The organism is Spirosoma sp. KNUC1025 (assembly GCF_045160025.1).
GTDB lineage: Bacteria > Bacteroidota > Bacteroidia > Cytophagales > Spirosomataceae > Spirosoma.
Map to the genome: position 1 here is coordinate 6,912,001 of NZ_CP087139.1, position 19,529 is coordinate 6,931,529.

The following is a 19,529-nucleotide window of genomic DNA, read 5'->3' on the forward strand; positions in this document are numbered from 1 at the left end:
TTATTCAGCAATTAGAAAATATGAAACAGTACTCAATTAATTCACTTATCCGACCTGCTAAGCTATTATTACTTAGTCTGGCTGTAATGGCAGGGTTACAAACGATGAGTTATGGACAGGGAGCCACTCCTCCGCAAACGTCGGCGGCAAAACCCGCTGTTACGCAGGGGGCAACGTCTGTTTTGGATAGCATGACGTTTGACTTCAACCGAGACATTTCCATTCAGCTTATCCCATTCGAAGAGATTTTTCAGATAGCGCTCAAGTATTCATCGGTCGTAAAGTTTGAAGGCTCCATTGCCAGCGCTCAACAGGCAGCGTATAGTCTGTCGAAGCTGCAAATTTTACAAAACGTAGGAGCATACTACAATTATTCTACAGGTAATCAGGCGATTGTATCGACTGGCCTAAATGCAGCCGACAAGCTAGGGCAAATATCAAACGGATACCGCACGGGTGTTAACGTAGCGATCAGCCTGCACGATTTATTTGGTCGTTCTCAGCAGATCCGGCTGGCCCGGAGCAATTACGAATCTGCGATGGAACGCCGACGTACTTCCGAAATTGGTCTGAAACGGGAATTATTCAATCTGTACCAGGACCTGAATCTGTCGCAACGCATTTTACAGATCCGTCTACGTGACGAACAGGTTGCCCTAACGGCTTACCGGATTGCAGAAGTTGAGTTGCAGAAGGGGAAAATCACGCCAGAAGCTCATGCGTTCAACAGCAGCCGTTACGCCAACACCCAATCGTCGGTAGAGGAAGCGAAGTCGCAGTTCATCAAAAATATCTACGCACTCGAATTACTCGTCGGGGTACCCATTTATCAATTGAAACGTAACTAACCTCATGACACTACAAGGACTTGGTCGGATTCTGAAACAGCACCTTATCTGGTTTATCCTGTTTCCCTGCCTGACAGCAGGCGTAGTCTACTACCTCACACGTAATGAAGCCAAAGTGTATAAAACCAAGGCTACCGTGTATACCGGTATTACGTCGGGATACTCCATCCATTCGGCAGAAGCCGGTTCGAATGTGGATTATTCGGCTATCAGCAACGCGTTCGACAACATTCTGACAACGCTCACGTCTTCACAAACGCTTTACAATGTAGGCGTAGATATGTTGAGCCAGCACCTGCAATTAACCAAACCGACAGAGCAACAGCTTTCAGCGGCCAGTTTTCAGCAGTTGCAGCAGGCCATTCCCGCTACCCTACGCCAGTCACTGATTCGGCCAGGTGACCCGGATTATACCCGCCAGCGGATCGATAGCCTGGCTCATGACAAAACAGATAACCCGATTAAAGCGCTGTTATCCAATTCAAAATCCTTTTACTCAGCCGATTACATCAGCAGCAAGCTAAAAGCTAACCGAAAAAACGCCAGCGATATGCTGGAAATCGAATACGAAGCGGGCGATCCGGCCGTGGCTCAACAGACGCTGACACTGGCGGTGAACGAATTGAACCGACGCTATACGTCGCTGAAACGGGGCGAAACCAACCCGGTTATCAAATATTATGAGGATAAAACGAAGGAGGCTAAGCGGCTGCTCGATAATGCTGAATCAAAACTGCGGGCATTCAATGTTCAGCACAACGTTCTCAATTTTGAAGACGAGCTAAAAACACGGTCGTCTACGCGCGAAGCGCTGGTGGGTGAATACAATACGGAGGTGATGCGGAATCAGGCGGCTAAAGCTGCGATGAACGCCCTGAATCAGCGCATGACGCAAGGTGGTAACGTCCTTAAAATCAGCACCGCCCTGACTGATAAACAGGCCGAGCTCACAGCCGCCGAAACCCAGCTGATCAATGCCCGAACCAATGGGCAGCCCCAGGCGGTTCTGGATCAGCATCAGGCAAAAATCAAAAAGCTGTCGGACGATCTACAGCAGATTGCGCAGAATTATTACGCTGCCGACAACTCCACCGACGCTGTTCCGAAGATGCGACTGATTAACGAATGGCTGGCCAAAGTGCTGGAGTTCGAAGAATCAGGCGCCCGAATGGAAGTGATCAAAAAACGGCTGGACGACTACCAGAAGGAATCAACAGGTTTTACCCCGCTGGAATCTGAACAGCGGCAGTTGTCGCGCGATATGACCGTAGCGGAAAAGGACTACCTTAATCTGGTTCAGGCCTTAAATCAGGCTAACACGCATCAGCAGGATATTGCTATCGACGGGTCCATGTCGATTCTTGATCCACCCGCTTTTCCGTATTCACCTCAGGCACCCAAGCGTATGTTTTTCACCTTGCTGGGCGCTGGTGTAGGCTTTATCATCGCGTTACTTCTGACAGCTATCCGGGTTCTGATGGATAAGCGGATCAACTCGCTGGACGAAGCCGAACGACGTATCGGCAGCCCTGTTACGGCACTGTTCCCAACGGTTAAGAAATTTGCGGTCAAATCGAAGGCCAGTCGGGCTGCGGTCAGCATGTTCGAGCAACTGGGTAATGCCATTAATATTGAAATCGAGCAGCGGCCACCGACCACCTACCCACCCCTGATTACATTATTCAGCATCCGGTCGAAACAAGGCAAGACCTGGTTTGCGCACGGCCTGGCGCGGATGTATGCCGAAGCGGGTGAACACATTGCGTATTGCTATCCGCGGCTCTCCGAAACGAATCAGAAGTTCGAACAGGATGGTATCTCCTTCATTCCGTACGATGTACCGGCCAGTTTCATGAACGTACGCGAACTCGACGATTTGCTGTCGGCCGAAGATGCGATGTCGCTGAGCGGGTTCAACAAAATCATCCTGGAATTACCGGCACTGGTGGGCAGTCCGATACCGCTGCATCTGGTGAACCGAAGCGCGGTATCGCTGATGACACTAACCCTTCACACCCTTTGGGGCCGTCGCGACAAGCAGTTGTATAACCTGTATACCAAAGTGGCTAAACACCCGGTACTCATCGCCCTGAATAAAGTAGAAGGCGGAGATTCGGACGCACCAACGCTCGGTGATATTGAGCAGGGTATGGTACGTACCAAGCGATATGCTGAACCAAACGAAGTAACGCAACGATAACCGAAATCATTTTTTAATCAACCGTTGACATGAGTCAAAAGCAGGAGGCAATTAGCGGAGGAAAGTGGATGACGACGTCCACGGCCATTTCCACACTGTTCCAGTTTGGTCAGGTAGCCATTCTGGCCCGGCTGCTGGAGCCCTCTGCTTTTGGCATTGTCAGTGTCAGTACGTTGATGATTGCGTTTTTTGGCATTTTTGCGAACCTCGGCTTCTCCAATTCGATCATTTACAAACAGGAAGAAGATCAGCAGGTATTATCGACTATTTACCTCCTCAATCTGGCGCTGGGGTTATTGATTGGCCTGGTCATTTTTTTCAGCTGGCCGCTGGTCGTCGGGTATTACAAAGAGCCCCGGCTGGAAAACGTCATAAAATTATCGTCGCTGTACTTTCTCATCGTTTACGTCGGTCAGATTTACTTTTTCCTGCTCCAGAAAGAGCTTCGGTTTAAGTCGGTAGCGAGTATCGATATTACCGGAACGATTGTAGGCACCGCCGTTACGATTCTTCTGGCCTACAATGGGCTGGCTGAACTAGCGCTTATTTTGGGGCAGCTGGTGCAGCAAACCGTAAAGTCGACCCTTCAGATCATGTACGGCGCCAAGTTGTTCAAGCCCGTACTTAAGTTCGATCTGAATCTGATAAAAGACCATCTGCGTTTCGGTCTGTATAACGTGGGCGATAGTCTGGTTGGGTTCATTCAGGCCAATTCAGATAACATTCTGGTGGGCGGTATGCTGGGAGTTAAACAACTGGGGTACTATACGCTGGCATCCCAACTGGCGGTTTTCCCGATCAACCGGCTTAATCCGATTATTCTGCAGGTTGCATACCCGATTCTGGCCCGCTTCAAAGGCGACACCAACGAGCTGAAAAAGTCGTACCTGACCATTCTGGACTTGCTGAGCTTCATTAATCTGCCCCTGCTGGCGGGTCTGTTCATTACGGCCGATAGCCTGGTTCCACTTTTCTATGGGCCAGGCTGGGAACCAACCATTCTGCTGATCCGCATTTTTGTTTTCGTCAGCATTTTCACCTTTATGAGCAATCCGCTGTTTACGCTGGCTTTTTCGAAAGGTAAACCCAAGCTGCTGTTTGCGCTGAATGTACTAACGCTTTGTGTCAAAATTCCGCTGGTATACATATTCGCCCAGTATTGGGGCGTCACGGGTATAGCATTGGCCTTTCTGGCAGCAACGATTGTCAACGTACTGTTCAATTTCCGAATTGTTCGCTCACTGATCGGCTCTTTCTTTAGCGAGTTTGCGCAGAATATCATGAAGCCGATCCTGTTTTGCCTGGTCATGGTGGGTGCCATCACCCTCTACAAATCGTACGCCGATTCAATTAGTGTCCTCAACATTACAGTGCAGATCGTGTTGGGCGCTCTGATTTTCGGTGGTCTTACACTCCGCTATAAAGTACCCCTCGCTGAACTAAAAACCCTGGGAAAATCGGCTTGATGCCATGTCAACTCTACCGCTTATGCAACAGCTCGTTCTAAAATCACTGTACGTAGTGGCCCGCCTGAAATACCCGCAGCTTCGTAAGGATCTGAGCTATTTCGTGCGCGACAATTACTACTGCAAGCTGGTTCAGGGACGCTATCTCCTGCACGACTACGTACTGAAGAGAAAATACAAAGTCATTAGCTATCAGGGCGAATTTGATCAGGAACTGCGCTACGTACTGCCCTTTGCCTACTGGCATCATCTGAATGGTACGCTGAGCAAAACCATTTCGGCCCAACATACGAAGGAGTTCTATTTTTTTAGTCCGAACCACGAAGAACGCTTCAAGCAGCGCATCTGGACGGAGTCGTATGCCCATTACGACGTACCGAACATGACGCACAGCAACTCCTACAGCTTCCGAAACTGGGCGCAGGTGCCGTATAAAGCCCATTTCCGGAACGACATTTTCGTTTTCGGGAAGCCGCTGCTGGTGATCGCCAATAAATACAATATTGAGTGGGATCAGCCACCCATCAATTTTCTGGATATCCCGACGCTGGATCAGATCATCAAAACCTACGGTACTAAATATCAGATCATTTACAACCGTCCGCTGCCTACCCAGATTGTGCAGGATAATAGCGAAACCATGCAGCTGAACGAGCATGCCTGGCTGAAAGAGCACCATCCGGATGTGATTCTGATGGATGATTTGTATAAGCAGTATTACCCGAAAGTGGCCAACAATTACAATCACCTTCAGCTAATGGTGTATGCCAACAGCGACCACTTCATTTCGATGCATGGCGGTACGGCAGCGCTGGCAAGCTGTTTTGGCGGAACGAATATTATTCTATCGAATCCAAACTGGGGAATGGAGCACCACTTCAACGAGTACGAAAACCTCTTTCCCCGGTTGTCGGGCGCGACGATTCTGCACGCCAAAGACCGGGCTGAAGTGCTGAACTATCTGAACAACTACTATTAATAGCATCCACAATATGATTATCAGTCGAATAACCAGTGGCTTAGGAAATCAGCTTTTTCAGTACGCCGTTGCCCGGCATCTGGCCCTGAAAAACAAGACGGCTTTGTATCTGGATCTGAGCTATTATAAGTATCAGTACGATACCGATACGCCCCGTTCATTTAAACTGGGTCATTTTTCGGCGCCGTATCGGATTCTGCAGGAGTCGCCATTAGAGTACGTATCGAAAGCGACCAAACTGTTGCCCAATCGAAGTATGCCCCCATTCTTTCTGTTTCTGAAAGAAAAGCATTTTCACTTCGACGAGTGCGTTTTAAACGCTCATGCGCAATGCATTACCCTGGACGGATTCTGGCAGTCGGAAGCGTATTTCCGGGAGAGCGCCCATACGATCCGGCGCGAGTTGATGCTTGTCGATACGCCAAGCCCTGAGTTTGCCGACTACGAACAGCAAATACGGGCCGCATTGACACCCGTTTCCATTCATATCCGGCGGGGTGATTACGTAAACCACCCTGAGTTCAGCAAGACCTTCGGTTTTGTCGGCCTCGACTATTACGAACACGCCATCGGGCAAATGACGGATAAAGTTAACTATCCTGATTTCTTTGTTTTCAGCGACGATCAGGAATGGGTACGGCAGAATTTGCCCCTGCCCGACAATGCCGTTTTTGTTCAGAACACAGGCCCCGACAGCGACGTAGCTGATCTGGTACTGATGAGTCGCTGCAGGCATCATATTATTGCCAATAGCTCATTCAGCTGGTGGGGCGCCTGGCTCAACCCTAATCCGAACAAGCTGGTGATTACCCCTAAACAGTGGTATAAGAACAAACCCACCTGGAATACAAAAGATTTGCTTCCATCAGCCTGGATGGCCCTTTAACCAAGGCCGCAAACCTGCCCAACCGTAACGTATCATGACGAAGGTATTAATTGATCATCAGAAGTTTAGCACGCAGAAGTACGGCGGAATCAGTCGCTACTTTGCCAATATTATTCAGGGAATCAAGCGCACCGATACCATTACGTATCAGTTGGGGGTGCTGCACGCCAAAAACCACTACATCCAGAGTGAACCGCTACTGATTAAAGGCAATCTGAGCGACCGGGTGCTGAACCGCAACGATCGGTACGATTATCAACTGAATCAGCTCTACTGCCGACGGCTGCTGACTAAGTCGGATTTCGATGTGTTTCACCCAACGTATTATGATCCGTATTTTATTAAGGAGCTGCGCAAACCGCTGGTGATCACGATCCACGACATGACGTATGAGCGGATGCCCGAATACTTCTGGAATCAGGACCCGCTCACTCACCAGAAGCGACTCAACATCAAACGGGCCGATGCCATTATCACCATCTCCAATACAACCCGTAAAGATCTGCTTAGCTTTTTCGATGTAGATCCGAAAAAAGTGTCGGTTATCTATCACGGCATCGACGTAGAGAGTCCATTGCAGGTTCAGCCGGTAGCCAATCTGCCTAATCAGTACGTACTCTTTGTTGGCGACCGGAGCGGTTACAAGAATTTCTATCTGTTTATGAATGCCTTCCAGCAACTGGCGCCCCGCTTTCCGGACCTGAACGTAGTGCTGACGGGTGGCGGTAAACTGGAAATTGCCGACCGCGAATTTCTACAGCGTCTGGGGCTGAGCGACCGGGTGCGTCATATAAACGCGACCGACGAGCAATTAAATTATCTATATCAGAACGCCCAACTATTTGTGTATCCATCGCTGTATGAAGGTTTTGGCCTACCGATTCTGGAAGCGTTTAAGGCACAGTGTCCCATGTTGCTGAGCGATACCGAATGCTTTCGGGAGGTAGCCACCGACGCAGCCGTGTATTTCAAACCAACGGATATCGATGATTTGATTCATAAGCTGGAAACCACGCTGAATGACCGTGAGCTAAAAGCACAGCTGATTAAAAACGGAACGAAACGGCTGGCCGATTTTCCGCTTCAGAAATCGATCGATCAGACACTGGATGTTTATAAATCATTAGCCTGACAAACGCCTGTTAGCATGAGATTTCGAGCAGTTGATTCATTCCGGGGCATGGCCGCTATAATGGTAATCTTGTTCCATCTGCAGCACCTGGACGTACTGGCGGGCAACGCATTCATTGCCAAAAGCGACATATTTGTCGACTTCTTTTTTGTGCTGTCGGGCTTTGTTATCACGCACAGCAATTACAACAAAATCACCAGCCTGGCCAGCATCAAATCCTTTGCCCTCAGACGGTTCAAGCGATTATACCCTCTGCACCTGTTTACCCTTCTGCTGGTCTTACTTTTCGAACTTTTCCGATTTGGTGTCGACCGGTACGCGGTCCGGCTGACTAATCGCGTCTTTGGTCCAGATAAAACGTTTTTATCTTTTCTTGCCAACCTAACGCTGACGCAGTCGCTTGGTCTCTTTGATGGCGTAACCTGGAATGGGCCCAGCTGGAGTATCAGTGTCGAATTTTACACCTACATCGTCTGGACGCTTTTGCTGGTGCTGTTTTGTAAAAACCTGTGGATCATATGTACGCTTTGCTTCAGCCTGATCGCCTGGTTCATTGTTCAACACCACGGCAGCATCATCTATAACTACGACTATGGATTTGTCCGCTGCCTGTATAGCTTTCTGATCGGTATGCTGGCCTACCGGCTAAGCCGTCGGATAGTAATTGAAGAGAGCTACTGGCAGAGTTCATTTGCCGAACTGCTCCTGCTGACACTGGCGCTTTTCTCTGTCAGTTCGTTTACGCACACTGAAAGCTGGATGATGCCGCTCCTGTTTGCGGTTGTCATTGTAGTTTTCTCGCAGGAGAACGGTATGATCTCCCGGTTTCTGGCCAGTGATCGCCTGGAGTTTCTGGGTAAACTATCGTATTCCTACTACCTGAATCATACCGTTGTACTGGCGGCTATGGATATCCTGCTTTTCAAGCTTATCAAGCTGCCACATTCAAGAACTGGTGAACTAACATACATTTCCATTTGCCTGATCAGTATCCATTTGCTGTCTGTTTTTACGTACCGATACGTTGAGCTGATTCTTCAATCGGCTCCTGCAAACCGATCCCGGAAAACAATGGCCGACATGGCGGCTATTTAGCTCGAACATTTATCTTTTTCAACTAATGAACATTTTCAACGCACCTGCCTGGATCAATAGCTTTAGCTATCCGTATTCCTCATTCAATGATATTCCCGAGTCGGTTTTTGAGGCCATCAATCAGGATCTGGAGCGCGTCCAGGACCCCAACCCGCTGGTTAGCGTGGTTATTCCGGCCTGGAACGAGGAAGTGAATGTGTTGCGGAGCATTGCCTCACTGGCGAAAATGAAAACCCACATCCCGTTCGAAATTCTGGTTGTCAATAATAATTCCGTCGATCAGATGCAGGACACCCTGGATAAGCTTCGGATACGTAGTGTGTTTCAGCCCATTCAGGGCTGGGGACCCGCCCGCCAAATGGGCCTGGAGCAGGCGCGCGGAAAATACATTCTGACAGCCGACGCCGATTGCCTGTATCCACCCGACTGGATCAACGAAATGATGAAGGTGCTGCTTCAGCCAGGGGTAGTCTGCGTCTACGGCCGCTATTCCTTTATTCCGTCGCCGGGTTTTGCCCGCTGGAAATTGGCCATGCTCGAAACCTTGAAAGATAGCATTGCGGAAGTCCGGCATATGAAACGCCCTCACCTGAATACGTACGGCATGAGTTCCGGCTACATACGGGAGTATGCGCTGAAGGTTGGGTATGTCATGCATAAGATACGGGGTGAAGATGGTCGGCTGTGTTTCGATCTGATGAAGTTTGGAGCTGTAAAACAGGTTAAAGCCGGGAACGCCCGCGTCTGGACGGGTACCCGGACTCTCCAGAAAGACGGCAGCTTTTCGAAAACGCTTTTTCTGAAAATAGGCCACGAGCTACGTCGCCTGAAGGGCATGTTTGTTGCGCAGCCCCCGCACGATACGAAAACGTCACTGAATCCCTAGAACTTCCGAAAACAGATTTCCATCGTTGGTCATGTTTGTTCATTCGCAAAAATCGGTTTCTGCTTACTGGTTCTGCCTCCTGCTTCTGGTATTGGTCACCAATACCGTATGCCGGGCGCAGTGCAGTGAAGGAGCTATTATCTGCGAAACATTCGGGGCCGGATCGAGGGGGGCGCTGCCACAAGGTCAAACGAGTTTTGCCTATCGGGTGCCGCCCTGCCCCAGCGATGGTGAGTATAACGTAACCGATACGGTACCCGGCTATTGTCATGGCAGCGCCTGGCACGAAGTGCGGGAAGACCACACGCCCAACGACGTACGTGGCAATATGTTTGTCGTTAATGCGTCGTACCAGCCAAGCGAATTTTTCAGTCAGAAAGCCATGGGCTTATGCCCCGGCGTTACGTATGAATTTTCGCTATGGGTGCTGAATCTGAACCGGGAGTTGCAGGGGGGCAGTGTGACGGCTATAAACTACGCAATCCAATCATTGCCATGCGGGTCGAGCAGGCCGATGGCACGCTGATTGAAGAAGTTGTTCAGCCAGCCGTTCCTCGCACCACAACTCCTACCTGGGTACCATTAACCATGCAGTTTGTCATCAAAACGAACACCAATGATGTAGTCGTCAAATTGATCAACAAAGGACTTGGCGGATGCGGCAATGATCTGGTAATCGACGACATTGCCTTCCGGCCCGTCCACCCTACCCTAACCATTCAGTTCGTTGGATCAACTGGCTCAGAAATAACGATTTGCGCCGACACCCGCCTGACCATGAACGTCGGAACGGCAGCTGGTTATCCGAACCCGGTGTACCTCTGGCAGCAGAGTCGGGATGGTCAGACCTGGATAGCCGCACCCGGCACCGGCACCGCTATGTATACCATCAGCCCTGTCCGGGCAGGCCGCACATTCTATCGACTTCGGAATGCGCAACCCATCAACGCCGATGCCGTTGGTCGGGCACAGTGCTCAGCAGAATCGAACGTACTGATTGTCAACGGTCGCGACGATGCTCCTTTTAGCCTGGGCGACGATGTTACGTTTTGCGAGGATGCGCCCCATACTTTCCAGTCGCCAGATCCGCTACCGGCAGGCACTACGCTGCTTTGGTCAGACCAGAGTACGGGGCGTCAGCTAACCGTAACAACCCCCGGTACGTACTGGCTGGAAACAAATTTAAACGGATGCACGTACCGCGATTCGGTTGCTACCCAAACGCAGAATTGTCACCCCGAAGATATTTACGTACCCGAGGCCTTTTCGCCCAACAACGATGCTGTCAACGACAAACTGATGGTCTTCCACGCGGGTACGTTCTCGGCTTATACGTTTCAGGTATTCGACCGCTGGGGCAGTGTTATTTTTCTGAGCCAGCAGCCCGACGTGCACTGGGATGGTACGTTTAAAAACCAGCCCTGTTCCGCAGGTGTCTACGCCTGGACGATTCAGTACAGTGTTGTCAGTACGTTAAAAAAAGATAATCATTTTGCCCGGAGCGGCCTGGTCATGCTAACCCGGTAAGTACCCACTGGCGGTTCTGATTAGCCATTGGTCAGCCTGCCGGAAACCCTAAAACACCGATTACATACTACTATTTTATACACCACATATTAAGCCTAATCACGATGAAGCCTATTACATGCAGCGTACTGGTAGCAACCTACAACCGCCCGGTTGCACTGGAACGATGTTTAATAAGCCTGTTTCAGCAGAGCCTCCTGCCACTGGAAATAATCATCTGCGACGACGGATCTGCCGAACCAACGCGGCAGCTTATCGAACGGATGGAGCCCCTGAGTCCAGTACCCATGTTGCACATCTGGCAACCCGACGACGGATTTCAATTAGCCCGGATTCGCAACATGGGTATGGCAGCGGCCAAAGGTGATTACATCATTCAGATCGACGGCGATGTTATCCTGCATCACCACTTTGTCAGAGATCATATGCACCATGCCCGGCCCGGATTTTTCTTTTCGGGTACGCAGTATCACCTGACGCCAGCCATAACCCAACGGCTCATTGACGAACGTACCTTGTCGCTGAAGGATGCGATGCGCGAAGCCTCTCAGCATCAGTCGCCCCCCACGTCCTTTAAAGAGGCTCTCCAGCAGTCGCGCTGGAACTGGGGTCGTACGCGAATACTACCACTTCAGAAACTTGTAGCCCGGTTCTATCATTGGGAAACGCACTACCAGTACGTATCGGGTTGCAGCATGGCGTTCTGGCGGAACGATCTGATCCGGGTAAACGGCTACGACGAACAGTTTACAGGCTGGGGCTGGGAGGATACCGACATTGCCCTTCGGCTGATGAACCTGGGCCTCAAGCTCCGTTTTATCCGCTTTGGCGCCATCCAGTATCACCTATATCACCCGCAGGCATCCCGTGGTCTTGAACATACGAACCAAGCCCGAGCCATGCAGACGATCCAGCAGAAATTAACGGCCTGCGCCTACGGTATGCAGCAACATTTTCAACTACAGACGCCCACAGATTAACCCTATTATTGAAATGAACGCAGTTTCTGGTATCAAACCCATTTCAGGATCCGCAGATTCCATGGAAAAGACATACGATTTCCCCGAGATCACGCTGCTGATTACACATTACAATCGAAGCCATTCTCTGGAGAACCTGCTGAAAAATTACCAGCGGCTGAATTGCCGGTTTGGTGATATTGTTGTGTCGGATGATAGTAGCGCTGACGTCCACCTCGCAAACCTGAAGAAATTACAGGATCGTTTTCCCTTCCGGATTATTACAACGCCCAAAAACAAAGGCTTAGGCAACAATATTAACAAAGGGCAGGATGCAGTAACCACGCCTTATACGCTCTACGTTCAGGAAGATTTTGAACCCGCTCCCGAATTTCCGGAACGGCTTGCCGAATCGGTCAACATTATGGCTGAGCGCCCTGACATCGACATCGTGCGCTACTACGCTTATCTACGTTATCCTTATCTGAAGCCCTTCAACGATCATTTTTCAGAAATGTACTTTCCAGCCTGGGCTACTAATTACAACAAATTGCATTATTACAGCGATCATCCGCATCTTCGGCGCAGTACGTTTCTGAATCGGTTTGGTCGATACGTAGAAGGCATAAAATCCGACAAAACAGAATACCTGATGTGTGTTTCGTTTCTTCAAAATAAAGGGAAAGGGCTCTTTTATAATGATTATCGAAACTTATTCCATCAAAAAAATAGTCAGGAGGAGCCAAGTACGGTAAGCCGAAAAAACTGGTCGACAACTGGTAATCCATTGATCGCTTTTGTCCGCTATTTCTACCGCCAGATGAAGTTCAATTATGACATTTACCTCAGAAAGGTATAGGGTATTATTCTCGTTAACGGGTTACTATTTACCAAATGAAACATAGATTTCAGGTTCTCGATATATTCAGGGGAATTTTTGCCTCTATTGTGGCTTTATTCCATTTATCGGGCTTCTCCAATACGCCTATTCTGAATAATCCTTTTCTGGAGAACTCCGACATGTTTGTCGATTTCTTTTTTGTGTTGTCGGGCTTCGTTATTGTCTATAATTATGAATCAATTGCCAACGTCGACCAATTCAAACTTTTTTTACAGAAAAGACTGCTGAGAATTTATCCGCTCCATCTGCTGATGCTGTTGCTTTTTGTACTTATGGAAGTTTCCAAGCATTTCGCTTCAGCTTATATTCAGGTCAACAGGCTGGAGAATGAACACAACAATATCTACAGCTTTTTCACGAGCCTTTTTCTGTTAAATTCTGTCAAACTATTTGACGTAAAGGATGTTAGCTGGAACATTCCGAGCTGGTCAATCAGCGCCGAAATGATCTGTTACGTTGTTTTTGGCTTAACCTTACTTGGGCTTAGCCACTATAATATGCAGCGTAAAAAGAGCACGATTTTTTCGCTGATTGTTTTAATCGCTATTAGCTTGCTCATTATCATAACGCATACTTTCCAGGTTAATTTTTCGTACGATTACGGTTTTCTGAGGGGTATCATCGGTTTTTTCTCGGGAGCACTTTGTTATTTTGCGTTTAACACGTACTACAATTCTGTTAAGCAGGTAAAGGATAGCCTGTTCGATTTTTTTGAAACAGGCATACTCGCTATTATTTGCATCATGATGTATTATGGCGCTATTCTGAAAGATATTAGCCTGGTCTACGAAATTGCTTTTTTCATAGCCATTTTTATTTTTTCGTTCGAGAAAGGAATTCTGTCCAGACTGCTCAAAAAATCTACATTTTTGAAGAATGTAGGCACGTACAGTTATTCGATTTATATGACGCACGCGCTACTGCTTAGCCTATTCAATATAGTCTTTATTCGTGTGCTAAAATTTGAGCCATCGTCGTATTCATTTCTAGTATTTTTAAATTATTATTTCATTTATAAAGTGTCGCAATGGACGTATACGCACATAGAAATGAGGTTTAAATTTAAAAAGAAAGTTATGCAGAAAGTGGCCTATAAAGGCTCGGCCGTTTAAGCGCAAGCTTTGTTACCAACCTATTCTTACAAAAAAGAAACGCGCTTATCCAGCGCGTTTCTTTTTTGTAATTAATCAGACAATTCTACCAGCGATTTATTTCGCTTTCAGGTAGGCGAAGGGAATGATCATTTCCTCCAGCGATACGCCCCCGTGCTGGAACGTATTGCGGTAGTGATTGACGTAGTAATTGTAATTATTGGGGTACGCAAAGAAGTAATCTTCGAGCGTAAAGACGTAGGCTGTAGATACGTGCGGCTTTGGCAGAAATAACCGCTCTGGCTTACGTCCCACAAACAGGTGGTTGTCATCAAATCCGAGGTTTTTCCCCTGCTTGTACCGCAGGTTTGTGTTTGTTTCCCGATACCCGACAATTTTAGCGGGTTTCTGGACCCGAATCATGCCGTGGTCGGTGGTCACAATCAGGCGTCCGCCCTTAGCCGCAATTTTCTGGATAAACTCCAGCAATGGAGAGTGTAAAAACCACGACCGCGTAATGGACCGATAGGCCGACTCATCAGGAGCCAGTTCTTTAATCATCGCCATATCCGTACGGGCGTGCGACAACATATCCACAAAGTTGTACACAACTACATTCAACTGATTCTGCAACAGGTTGTTGAAGTTATCGACCAGCGATTTTCCCTGACTGACATTCAGAATCTTATGGTATGACGATTTGATGTTCAGGCGGCTCTGCTCCAGCTGACGGCGCAGAAACTCATCTTCGTGGTTATTCAAGCCCTCGTCTTCATTGTCATCATTTACCCACAAATCGGGGTGTTTGCGTTCCATTTCGCTGGGCATCATACCCGAAAAAATAGCGTTACGGGCAAAACCGGTCGTTGTCGGCAGAATCGAGTAGTAGGATGATTCTTCTTCTACCGTAAAGTATTCGGCCAGCAGCGGTTCAATCACTTTCCACTGGTCGTAGCGAAGGTTATCAATCAGAATAAAAAATAAAGGTGCTGCACTTCCGCTCTGATCCAGCAGGGGAAACACTTTTTTCCGCATCAGTTGGTGCGACATAACCGGGCTGGCAATTTTAGGGTCGTTGAGCCAGTCTTCGTAGTTGTCGATCACAAACTTGCAGAACTCCGAGTTAGCCTCGCTCTTCTGCATGTTCATCACCTCCAGCATACTTTTATCCTGCGAGCCATCCAGCTCCAGTTCCCAGTAAATCAGCTTTTTATACACATCGACCCACTCATCGAAATCCATGCGGTCGTTATACTGCATGGAGATGTTGCGGAAATCCTGCTGATAGCCAATGTTGGTCCGCTCAGTCACGAGCCGCTTGTTGTCCAGAATTTTTTTGACCGACAGCAGAATCTGATTCGGGTTGAGGGGCTTGATCAGGTAATCAGCGATTTTAGAGCCAATGGCTTCTTCCATGATGTGCTCCTCTTCGCTTTTCGTAATCATAACAACCGGCAGGTTTGGCCGCATCTGTTTGATCTGAGAGAGCGTTTCCAGGCCCGTCATACCGGGCATCATTTCATCCAGAAATACGACGTCATAATTGGTATTTTCAACCTGATCTAGCGCATCGGCTCCACTGTTGACCGACGTAACATCGTAGCCTTTATTTTTCAGAAATAGTATATGGGGTTTTAGGAGATCTATCTCGTCATCGGCCCAAAGTATCGAATAATTTTGCATATGTTCAGGATTCGTTTAATCGTGGGTTTCCTTAAAAAAATCGTGTAGCTCAGGATACACAAATGCACTCTTGTTTAACATCAAACGTGTGGTTCTGTTCGGAAAGATCGGTTAAACTGGTATTTTAACAAGATTTAACAGGCCAGACAGGTCGTTGACACTGGTTATTTATCCGTTTATAACGGGTAGCCAGGCCCTTATGGTATCGAACAAAACACAGCTCAAACCACCCTGCGAGAACAGAAAAAGAAGCACAACAAACCACAAACTGTATGGTACGTTCAGATAAAAGCCGCCATATTTTACGTTATTTTTACAACGTAAGTCGTAGCTAGCTGGTAAATAGCCACAAACCGCCGGGTATCTGGCTAACGATAACCTATGAAAAAAATCTCTATTAGCTCTATTTTACTGATACTGAGCGGTATTGTCTATAATCAATCCGTTCAGGCTCGTCCGGCGGCTCCCATTCTTACCACGATTACTGATTCAGTTGGCGTTGAGAAAAAGGAGGCAAACGGTTTATTTTACACCGCGTTAACGAAGGGCAAACGCTGTATGCCATCGCCCGACGCTACGGCCGTTCGGTGGCCGAAATTCGGGCGGCCAACCCTGATTTGAAAGAGTCCGTTCGCTACAATCAGCTTGTCAGAATTCCAGCCTCGGAGAAGACCGTTGCCCGGAAACAGGAGAAGGACGAACAGCGCGAGGTTAAAACGACCAGCAAGCCCGTAACAGCCGAAGTCAAGGCGCAAAAAAGTCCGGAACGCGAATCGAAACGAGCCGAAGACCCCGGTAAAGCCGGTATCCATGTTGTCGATGCGGGACAAACCCTGTATAGTCTGGCCAGCCGATACGGTGTGTCTCAATCGGATCTGCGCAAATGGAATAACCTGTCGGGAAACAACGTACTGATCGGGCAAGCCCTGATTGTGTCCGAAAAAGCATATCAGGTACGAACGCCGTCAACGCCCATCGCTACGTCTAAAACAACAGACACGCCCGCTCGAACGCCGACCAGTCATACACCGGAATCCCGACCCACCTCTACCCCAGCCGAGCCACGTAACGCCGATCATCGGACCACAACGCCGACAGAGCACCGTACGGATGAAGAAGTGGCCAACCGTACTCGTCCGGATGCCGATGCCACCAACCGGTCTAACGCACCGGCCGTTGAGCCGCGAGCACCCGTCAACACCAAACCAGCCGACCCGGAAGCCGAAGTAGAATCGCCCCGCCCTGGAAATGATGCCCCGATGCCGACCTATGGCCGACGGATATCAGATAGCGGTGTAGCGGAGGTAATTGAAGGAACGGATGGATCAGGCAAATACCTGGCTCTGCACCGTACCGCGCCCATCGGAACGCTGGTACAGGTACGTAACGAATTTAACAACCAGAGCCTTTGGGTGAAAGTAATTGGCCGCTTGCCCAACACCGGTATCAACGATAAGATACTGATTAAGTTATCAACGCAGGCGTTTTCGAAACTTTCGCCCGAAGATCGTCGTTTTCGAGCTGAGGTAAGTTATATTGTTAAGTAAAATGACTAATGAATAATTTACGTTGCAACCCGCTCAGGTGATTTTCTAACGCTGGATTGCTATTCATTTTTCATTATACAGTGTACATTATTTTACTATGGAGACCAAAGAAGAACGTATTGCCCGCCGACACCGCGAACGCGACAAGCAGATGAAAGCCTCGCCAGGCTACGTAACATTCAGTATTATGTTTACGCTGGCGTACCCGTTCATCGCTGTGTTTACGTTTGTTATGTCTACGCTTTTATCCTGTCTGTCAGGTATTTCCCGGGCAATGGCGTGGGTCGTTAGTGGCGGTAGTAGTAAGTAATGACTGATCTGACGGTTTCCTTAAAAGACTTTTTGGATGCGAAGGCCGATCAATACAATCGGCCTTCCTTTATTGAGCGCGACCCGATCAGTATTCCGCACCGCTTCAGTCAGAAACAGGATATTGAAATTATGGGCTTCTGGGCTGCCGTACTGGCCTGGGGCCAACGTCCGGTTATTTTAAAGAAATCGGCGGAACTGGTCGAGCTGATGGATGGCGCTCCTTACGACTTTATCCGGCATCATCAGGAAAGCGACCTGAAGCGATTTCTGGCCTTCAAACACCGGACGTTCAACGCCACCGACGCTTTATATTTTCTGCATTTCTTCCGAACGTATTACCAGCAAAACGATTCACTGGAGGATGCCTTTCTGCCTTCGTCCGAAAATGTCAACCTTACTTCGGATTCCAGCTTGATTGAACGTAGCCTGATCGCCTTTCACGACCGTTTCTGTGGGCTTACGGATTTCTTTCCCGAACGTACCCGCAAGCACATTGCGACACCCGCCCGCAATTCATCATGCAAGCGACTTCTAATGTTTTTACGCTGGATGGTTCGTCAGGATGATCGCGGAGTCGACTTCGGCATATGGACCCGCTTACGTCCTAACCAGCTGGTCATGCCAATTGATGTACACGTCAACCGGGTAGCGCGGCAGCTTGGACTACTAACCCGCCCACAGACTGACTGGAAAGCAGCCCTGGAGCTGACAGACGCGCTAAGAGCCTTCGATCCAGCCGATCCGGTACGTTACGATTTCGCTTTATTTGGCCTTGGCGTTGAGGGCGAAATGTAAATCGGAGGGCATATTAGCAAATTTTAACAAACAATAGCCGAATAGAAAGGCTTACTATGTTTGTAACGACCTGCGTTTATTCATCATGCCGTTTCGAATCACTACACAACCGTTTGGGCCGCTACCGAGTGGCACCGCTTCACTCACCGAATACCTGCTCGAGCATACCGAATCGGGGGAATTCATTACCGTCATTCCCGAATTTGGCGGTATTCTCCGTCGTCTGGTGCTGCGGAAAGGGAGACGTCTGTTTGCATTGCTCAAAGGGCCCGAAACACCACAGGAGCTGCTGGCCGATGAAAGTTACGCCAGCGCCTTGCTTTATCCGTTTCCAAGCCGCATCCGGCATGGCGTTTATCATTTCGAGGGCGAAGATTTTGCCCTGAAACTGAACGAAATGAAACGCGATAATTCAATCCATGGCTTTGTTCACGGCCGGGCCTTTTCGGTGGTTAGTCAGGACGTAACGCCAACCAGCGCCCGCCTGACCTTGCGCTATGATTACGAAGGCGATACCATCGGCTATCCATTTCCGTTTATACTGACCGTTACGTACGAATTAATGCAGGCTAACCTGCTGGCACACGGAAGCAATCCTGAAGCCGATAAAATGTGTGCGTTACGTATTCATTATGCCGCTCAGAACATTAGCACAACCCGTTGTCCGGTAGCTTTCGGCTGGCATCCTTATTTTACATTCACCGAAGAATCCGTCGATCATCTGTTGCTGTCGTTACCGGGTCGGACGCCTATTTCGCTCGACGAGCACAGGATCCCCAATGGTCGTCATCCTTTCGAGCCGGCCAGTGACATAAATCTTCACGGTATCGAATTGGATTCCGCTTTTGCGATTGAACCCACGACCGAACCAGACGCACCAGAACCGTACGCCGAAACGGTGTTAACCTCTCTGAGCACTGGGGTTCGTCTGGTTGTTGGGCAGCAAACCGGCGAGGGCAAACTGAATTATTTAGTGTGCTATACCCCTACCCGACGCGACAGCGTAGCGATAGAACCGCTCACGGCTAACGTCGATGCCTTCAACAATGGTGAGGGTCTGGTGGTTCTTGATCCCTGGGAAGAGCTTTCTGGAACCATTTGGGTCCGGCTGGATTAGTTCTTGAGGCCATTTATTCGGTTTCGGTTCAGACCGATCGGCAGGATAGGCCTTCAACCCAGCGCAAACTAATGAAGGCCAGCCATTTAAGAGATTCACCTGAAC

General features: G+C 48.8%; 19 protein-coding genes. 18 read left to right on the forward strand and 1 reads right to left on the reverse strand.

What is annotated here, in order from left to right:
* Positions 1–20 precede the first annotated feature (20 nt).
* From LN737_RS30145 to LN737_RS30205, 13 genes are all read left to right on the forward strand, one after another.
* Entirely contained in the window at positions 21–848 is an 828-nt protein-coding gene (locus LN737_RS30145) for a TolC family protein (protein ID WP_405514853.1), read from the forward strand.
* 4 nt (positions 849–852) lie between these two features.
* Complete coding sequence (locus tag LN737_RS30150) at positions 853–3,048, forward strand: GumC family protein (RefSeq protein ID WP_405514854.1); 2,196 nt, start codon at positions 853–855, stop codon at positions 3,046–3,048.
* 29 nt (positions 3,049–3,077) lie between these two features.
* Positions 3,078–4,514, forward strand: a complete 1,437-nt coding sequence (locus LN737_RS30155) for an MOP flippase family protein (protein ID WP_405514856.1) — start codon at positions 3,078–3,080, stop codon at positions 4,512–4,514.
* A 22-nt stretch (positions 4,515–4,536) separates the two neighbouring features.
* Entirely contained in the window at positions 4,537–5,493 is a 957-nt protein-coding gene (locus LN737_RS30160; protein ID WP_405514858.1) for a hypothetical protein, read from the forward strand.
* 13 nt (positions 5,494–5,506) lie between these two features.
* Positions 5,507–6,379: an alpha-1,2-fucosyltransferase gene (locus LN737_RS30165; RefSeq protein ID WP_405514860.1), complete on the forward strand. Its 873-nt coding sequence runs from the start codon at positions 5,507–5,509 to the stop codon at positions 6,377–6,379.
* A 34-nt stretch (positions 6,380–6,413) separates the two neighbouring features.
* The gene (locus tag LN737_RS30170) at positions 6,414–7,511 is read left to right on the forward strand and encodes a glycosyltransferase family 1 protein (protein ID WP_405514862.1); all 1,098 of its coding nucleotides are present in this window, start codon (positions 6,414–6,416) and stop codon (positions 7,509–7,511) included.
* Between the two features lie 15 nt (positions 7,512–7,526).
* On the forward strand, positions 7,527–8,606 hold the full coding sequence (locus tag LN737_RS30175; protein ID WP_405514864.1) for an acyltransferase: 1,080 nt from the start codon (positions 7,527–7,529) through the stop codon (positions 8,604–8,606).
* Positions 8,607–8,631: 25 nt separating this feature from the next.
* Positions 8,632–9,492, forward strand: coding sequence for a glycosyltransferase family 2 protein (locus tag LN737_RS30180; protein ID WP_405514866.1), 861 nt, complete (start codon positions 8,632–8,634; stop codon positions 9,490–9,492).
* 31 nt (positions 9,493–9,523) lie between these two features.
* Positions 9,524–10,018, forward strand: a complete 495-nt coding sequence (locus tag LN737_RS30185; RefSeq protein ID WP_405514868.1) for a hypothetical protein — start codon at positions 9,524–9,526, stop codon at positions 10,016–10,018.
* On the forward strand, positions 9,913–11,019 hold the full coding sequence (locus LN737_RS30190; protein ID WP_405514870.1) for a gliding motility-associated C-terminal domain-containing protein: 1,107 nt from the start codon (positions 9,913–9,915) through the stop codon (positions 11,017–11,019). The genes LN737_RS30185 and LN737_RS30190 overlap by 106 nt, the downstream gene beginning before the upstream one ends.
* 104 nt (positions 11,020–11,123) lie before the next feature.
* Entirely contained in the window at positions 11,124–11,999 is an 876-nt protein-coding gene (locus LN737_RS30195) for a glycosyltransferase family 2 protein (protein ID WP_405514872.1), read from the forward strand.
* 61 nt (positions 12,000–12,060) lie between these two features.
* Positions 12,061–12,837 carry a glycosyltransferase gene (locus LN737_RS30200; protein WP_405514874.1) on the forward strand — a complete coding sequence of 259 codons (777 nt, stop codon included), beginning with the start codon at positions 12,061–12,063 and terminating at the stop codon, positions 12,835–12,837.
* 35 nt (positions 12,838–12,872) lie between these two features.
* A complete protein-coding gene (locus tag LN737_RS30205; RefSeq protein ID WP_405514876.1) occupies positions 12,873–13,991 on the forward strand; it encodes an acyltransferase in 1,119 nt (372 codons plus the stop codon).
* 96 nt (positions 13,992–14,087) lie between these two features.
* Here LN737_RS30205 and LN737_RS30210 read toward each other — a convergent pair whose 3' ends face one another.
* Entirely contained in the window at positions 14,088–15,653 is a 1,566-nt protein-coding gene (locus tag LN737_RS30210) for a bifunctional response regulator/alkaline phosphatase family protein (RefSeq protein ID WP_405514878.1), read from the reverse strand.
* A 381-nt stretch (positions 15,654–16,034) separates the two neighbouring features.
* Between LN737_RS30210 and LN737_RS30215 the strand changes: the two genes are divergently transcribed.
* The 5 genes from LN737_RS30215 (at position 16,035) to LN737_RS30235 (ending at position 19,424) form a co-directional block, all read left to right on the forward strand.
* Positions 16,035–16,274 carry a hypothetical protein gene (locus LN737_RS30215; RefSeq protein ID WP_405514880.1) on the forward strand — a complete coding sequence of 80 codons (240 nt, stop codon included), beginning with the start codon at positions 16,035–16,037 and terminating at the stop codon, positions 16,272–16,274.
* Positions 16,241–17,200: a LysM peptidoglycan-binding domain-containing protein gene (locus LN737_RS30220; RefSeq protein ID WP_405514882.1), complete on the forward strand. Its 960-nt coding sequence runs from the start codon at positions 16,241–16,243 to the stop codon at positions 17,198–17,200. The genes LN737_RS30215 and LN737_RS30220 overlap by 34 nt, the downstream gene beginning before the upstream one ends.
* A gap of 97 nt (positions 17,201–17,297) precedes the next feature.
* Positions 17,298–17,510, forward strand: a complete 213-nt coding sequence (locus tag LN737_RS30225; protein ID WP_405514884.1) for a hypothetical protein — start codon at positions 17,298–17,300, stop codon at positions 17,508–17,510.
* Positions 17,510–18,307 (forward strand): TIGR02757 family protein, encoded by a 798-nt coding sequence (locus tag LN737_RS30230; protein ID WP_405514886.1) that lies wholly within the window; start codon positions 17,510–17,512, stop codon positions 18,305–18,307. Before LN737_RS30225 ends, LN737_RS30230 begins: the two co-directional genes overlap by 1 nt.
* A gap of 85 nt (positions 18,308–18,392) precedes the next feature.
* Positions 18,393–19,424: an aldose 1-epimerase gene (locus tag LN737_RS30235; RefSeq protein WP_405514888.1), complete on the forward strand. Its 1,032-nt coding sequence runs from the start codon at positions 18,393–18,395 to the stop codon at positions 19,422–19,424.
* Positions 19,425–19,529: the final 105 nt, after the last annotated feature.

Coding starts and splice junctions, on each gene's coding strand:
- LN737_RS30145 (WP_405514853.1), top strand. CDS start 21: ATGAAACAGTACTCAATTAATTCACTTATCCGACCTGCTAAGCTATTA.
- LN737_RS30150 (WP_405514854.1), top strand. CDS start 853: ATGACACTACAAGGACTTGGTCGGATTCTGAAACAGCACCTTATCTGG.
- LN737_RS30155 (WP_405514856.1), top strand. CDS start 3,078: ATGAGTCAAAAGCAGGAGGCAATTAGCGGAGGAAAGTGGATGACGACG.
- LN737_RS30160 (WP_405514858.1), top strand. CDS start 4,537: ATGCAACAGCTCGTTCTAAAATCACTGTACGTAGTGGCCCGCCTGAAA.
- LN737_RS30165 (WP_405514860.1), top strand. CDS start 5,507: ATGATTATCAGTCGAATAACCAGTGGCTTAGGAAATCAGCTTTTTCAG.
- LN737_RS30170 (WP_405514862.1), top strand. CDS start 6,414: ATGACGAAGGTATTAATTGATCATCAGAAGTTTAGCACGCAGAAGTAC.
- LN737_RS30175 (WP_405514864.1), top strand. CDS start 7,527: ATGAGATTTCGAGCAGTTGATTCATTCCGGGGCATGGCCGCTATAATG.
- LN737_RS30180 (WP_405514866.1), top strand. CDS start 8,632: ATGAACATTTTCAACGCACCTGCCTGGATCAATAGCTTTAGCTATCCG.
- LN737_RS30185 (WP_405514868.1), top strand. CDS start 9,524: ATGTTTGTTCATTCGCAAAAATCGGTTTCTGCTTACTGGTTCTGCCTC.
- LN737_RS30190 (WP_405514870.1), top strand. CDS start 9,913: ATGGGTGCTGAATCTGAACCGGGAGTTGCAGGGGGGCAGTGTGACGGC.
- LN737_RS30195 (WP_405514872.1), top strand. CDS start 11,124: ATGAAGCCTATTACATGCAGCGTACTGGTAGCAACCTACAACCGCCCG.
- LN737_RS30200 (WP_405514874.1), top strand. CDS start 12,061: ATGGAAAAGACATACGATTTCCCCGAGATCACGCTGCTGATTACACAT.
- LN737_RS30205 (WP_405514876.1), top strand. CDS start 12,873: ATGAAACATAGATTTCAGGTTCTCGATATATTCAGGGGAATTTTTGCC.
- LN737_RS30210 (WP_405514878.1), bottom strand. CDS start 15,653: ATGCAAAATTATTCGATACTTTGGGCCGATGACGAGATAGATCTCCTA.
- LN737_RS30215 (WP_405514880.1), top strand. CDS start 16,035: ATGAAAAAAATCTCTATTAGCTCTATTTTACTGATACTGAGCGGTATT.
- LN737_RS30225 (WP_405514884.1), top strand. CDS start 17,298: ATGGAGACCAAAGAAGAACGTATTGCCCGCCGACACCGCGAACGCGAC.
- LN737_RS30230 (WP_405514886.1), top strand. CDS start 17,510: ATGACTGATCTGACGGTTTCCTTAAAAGACTTTTTGGATGCGAAGGCC.
- LN737_RS30235 (WP_405514888.1), top strand. CDS start 18,393: ATGCCGTTTCGAATCACTACACAACCGTTTGGGCCGCTACCGAGTGGC.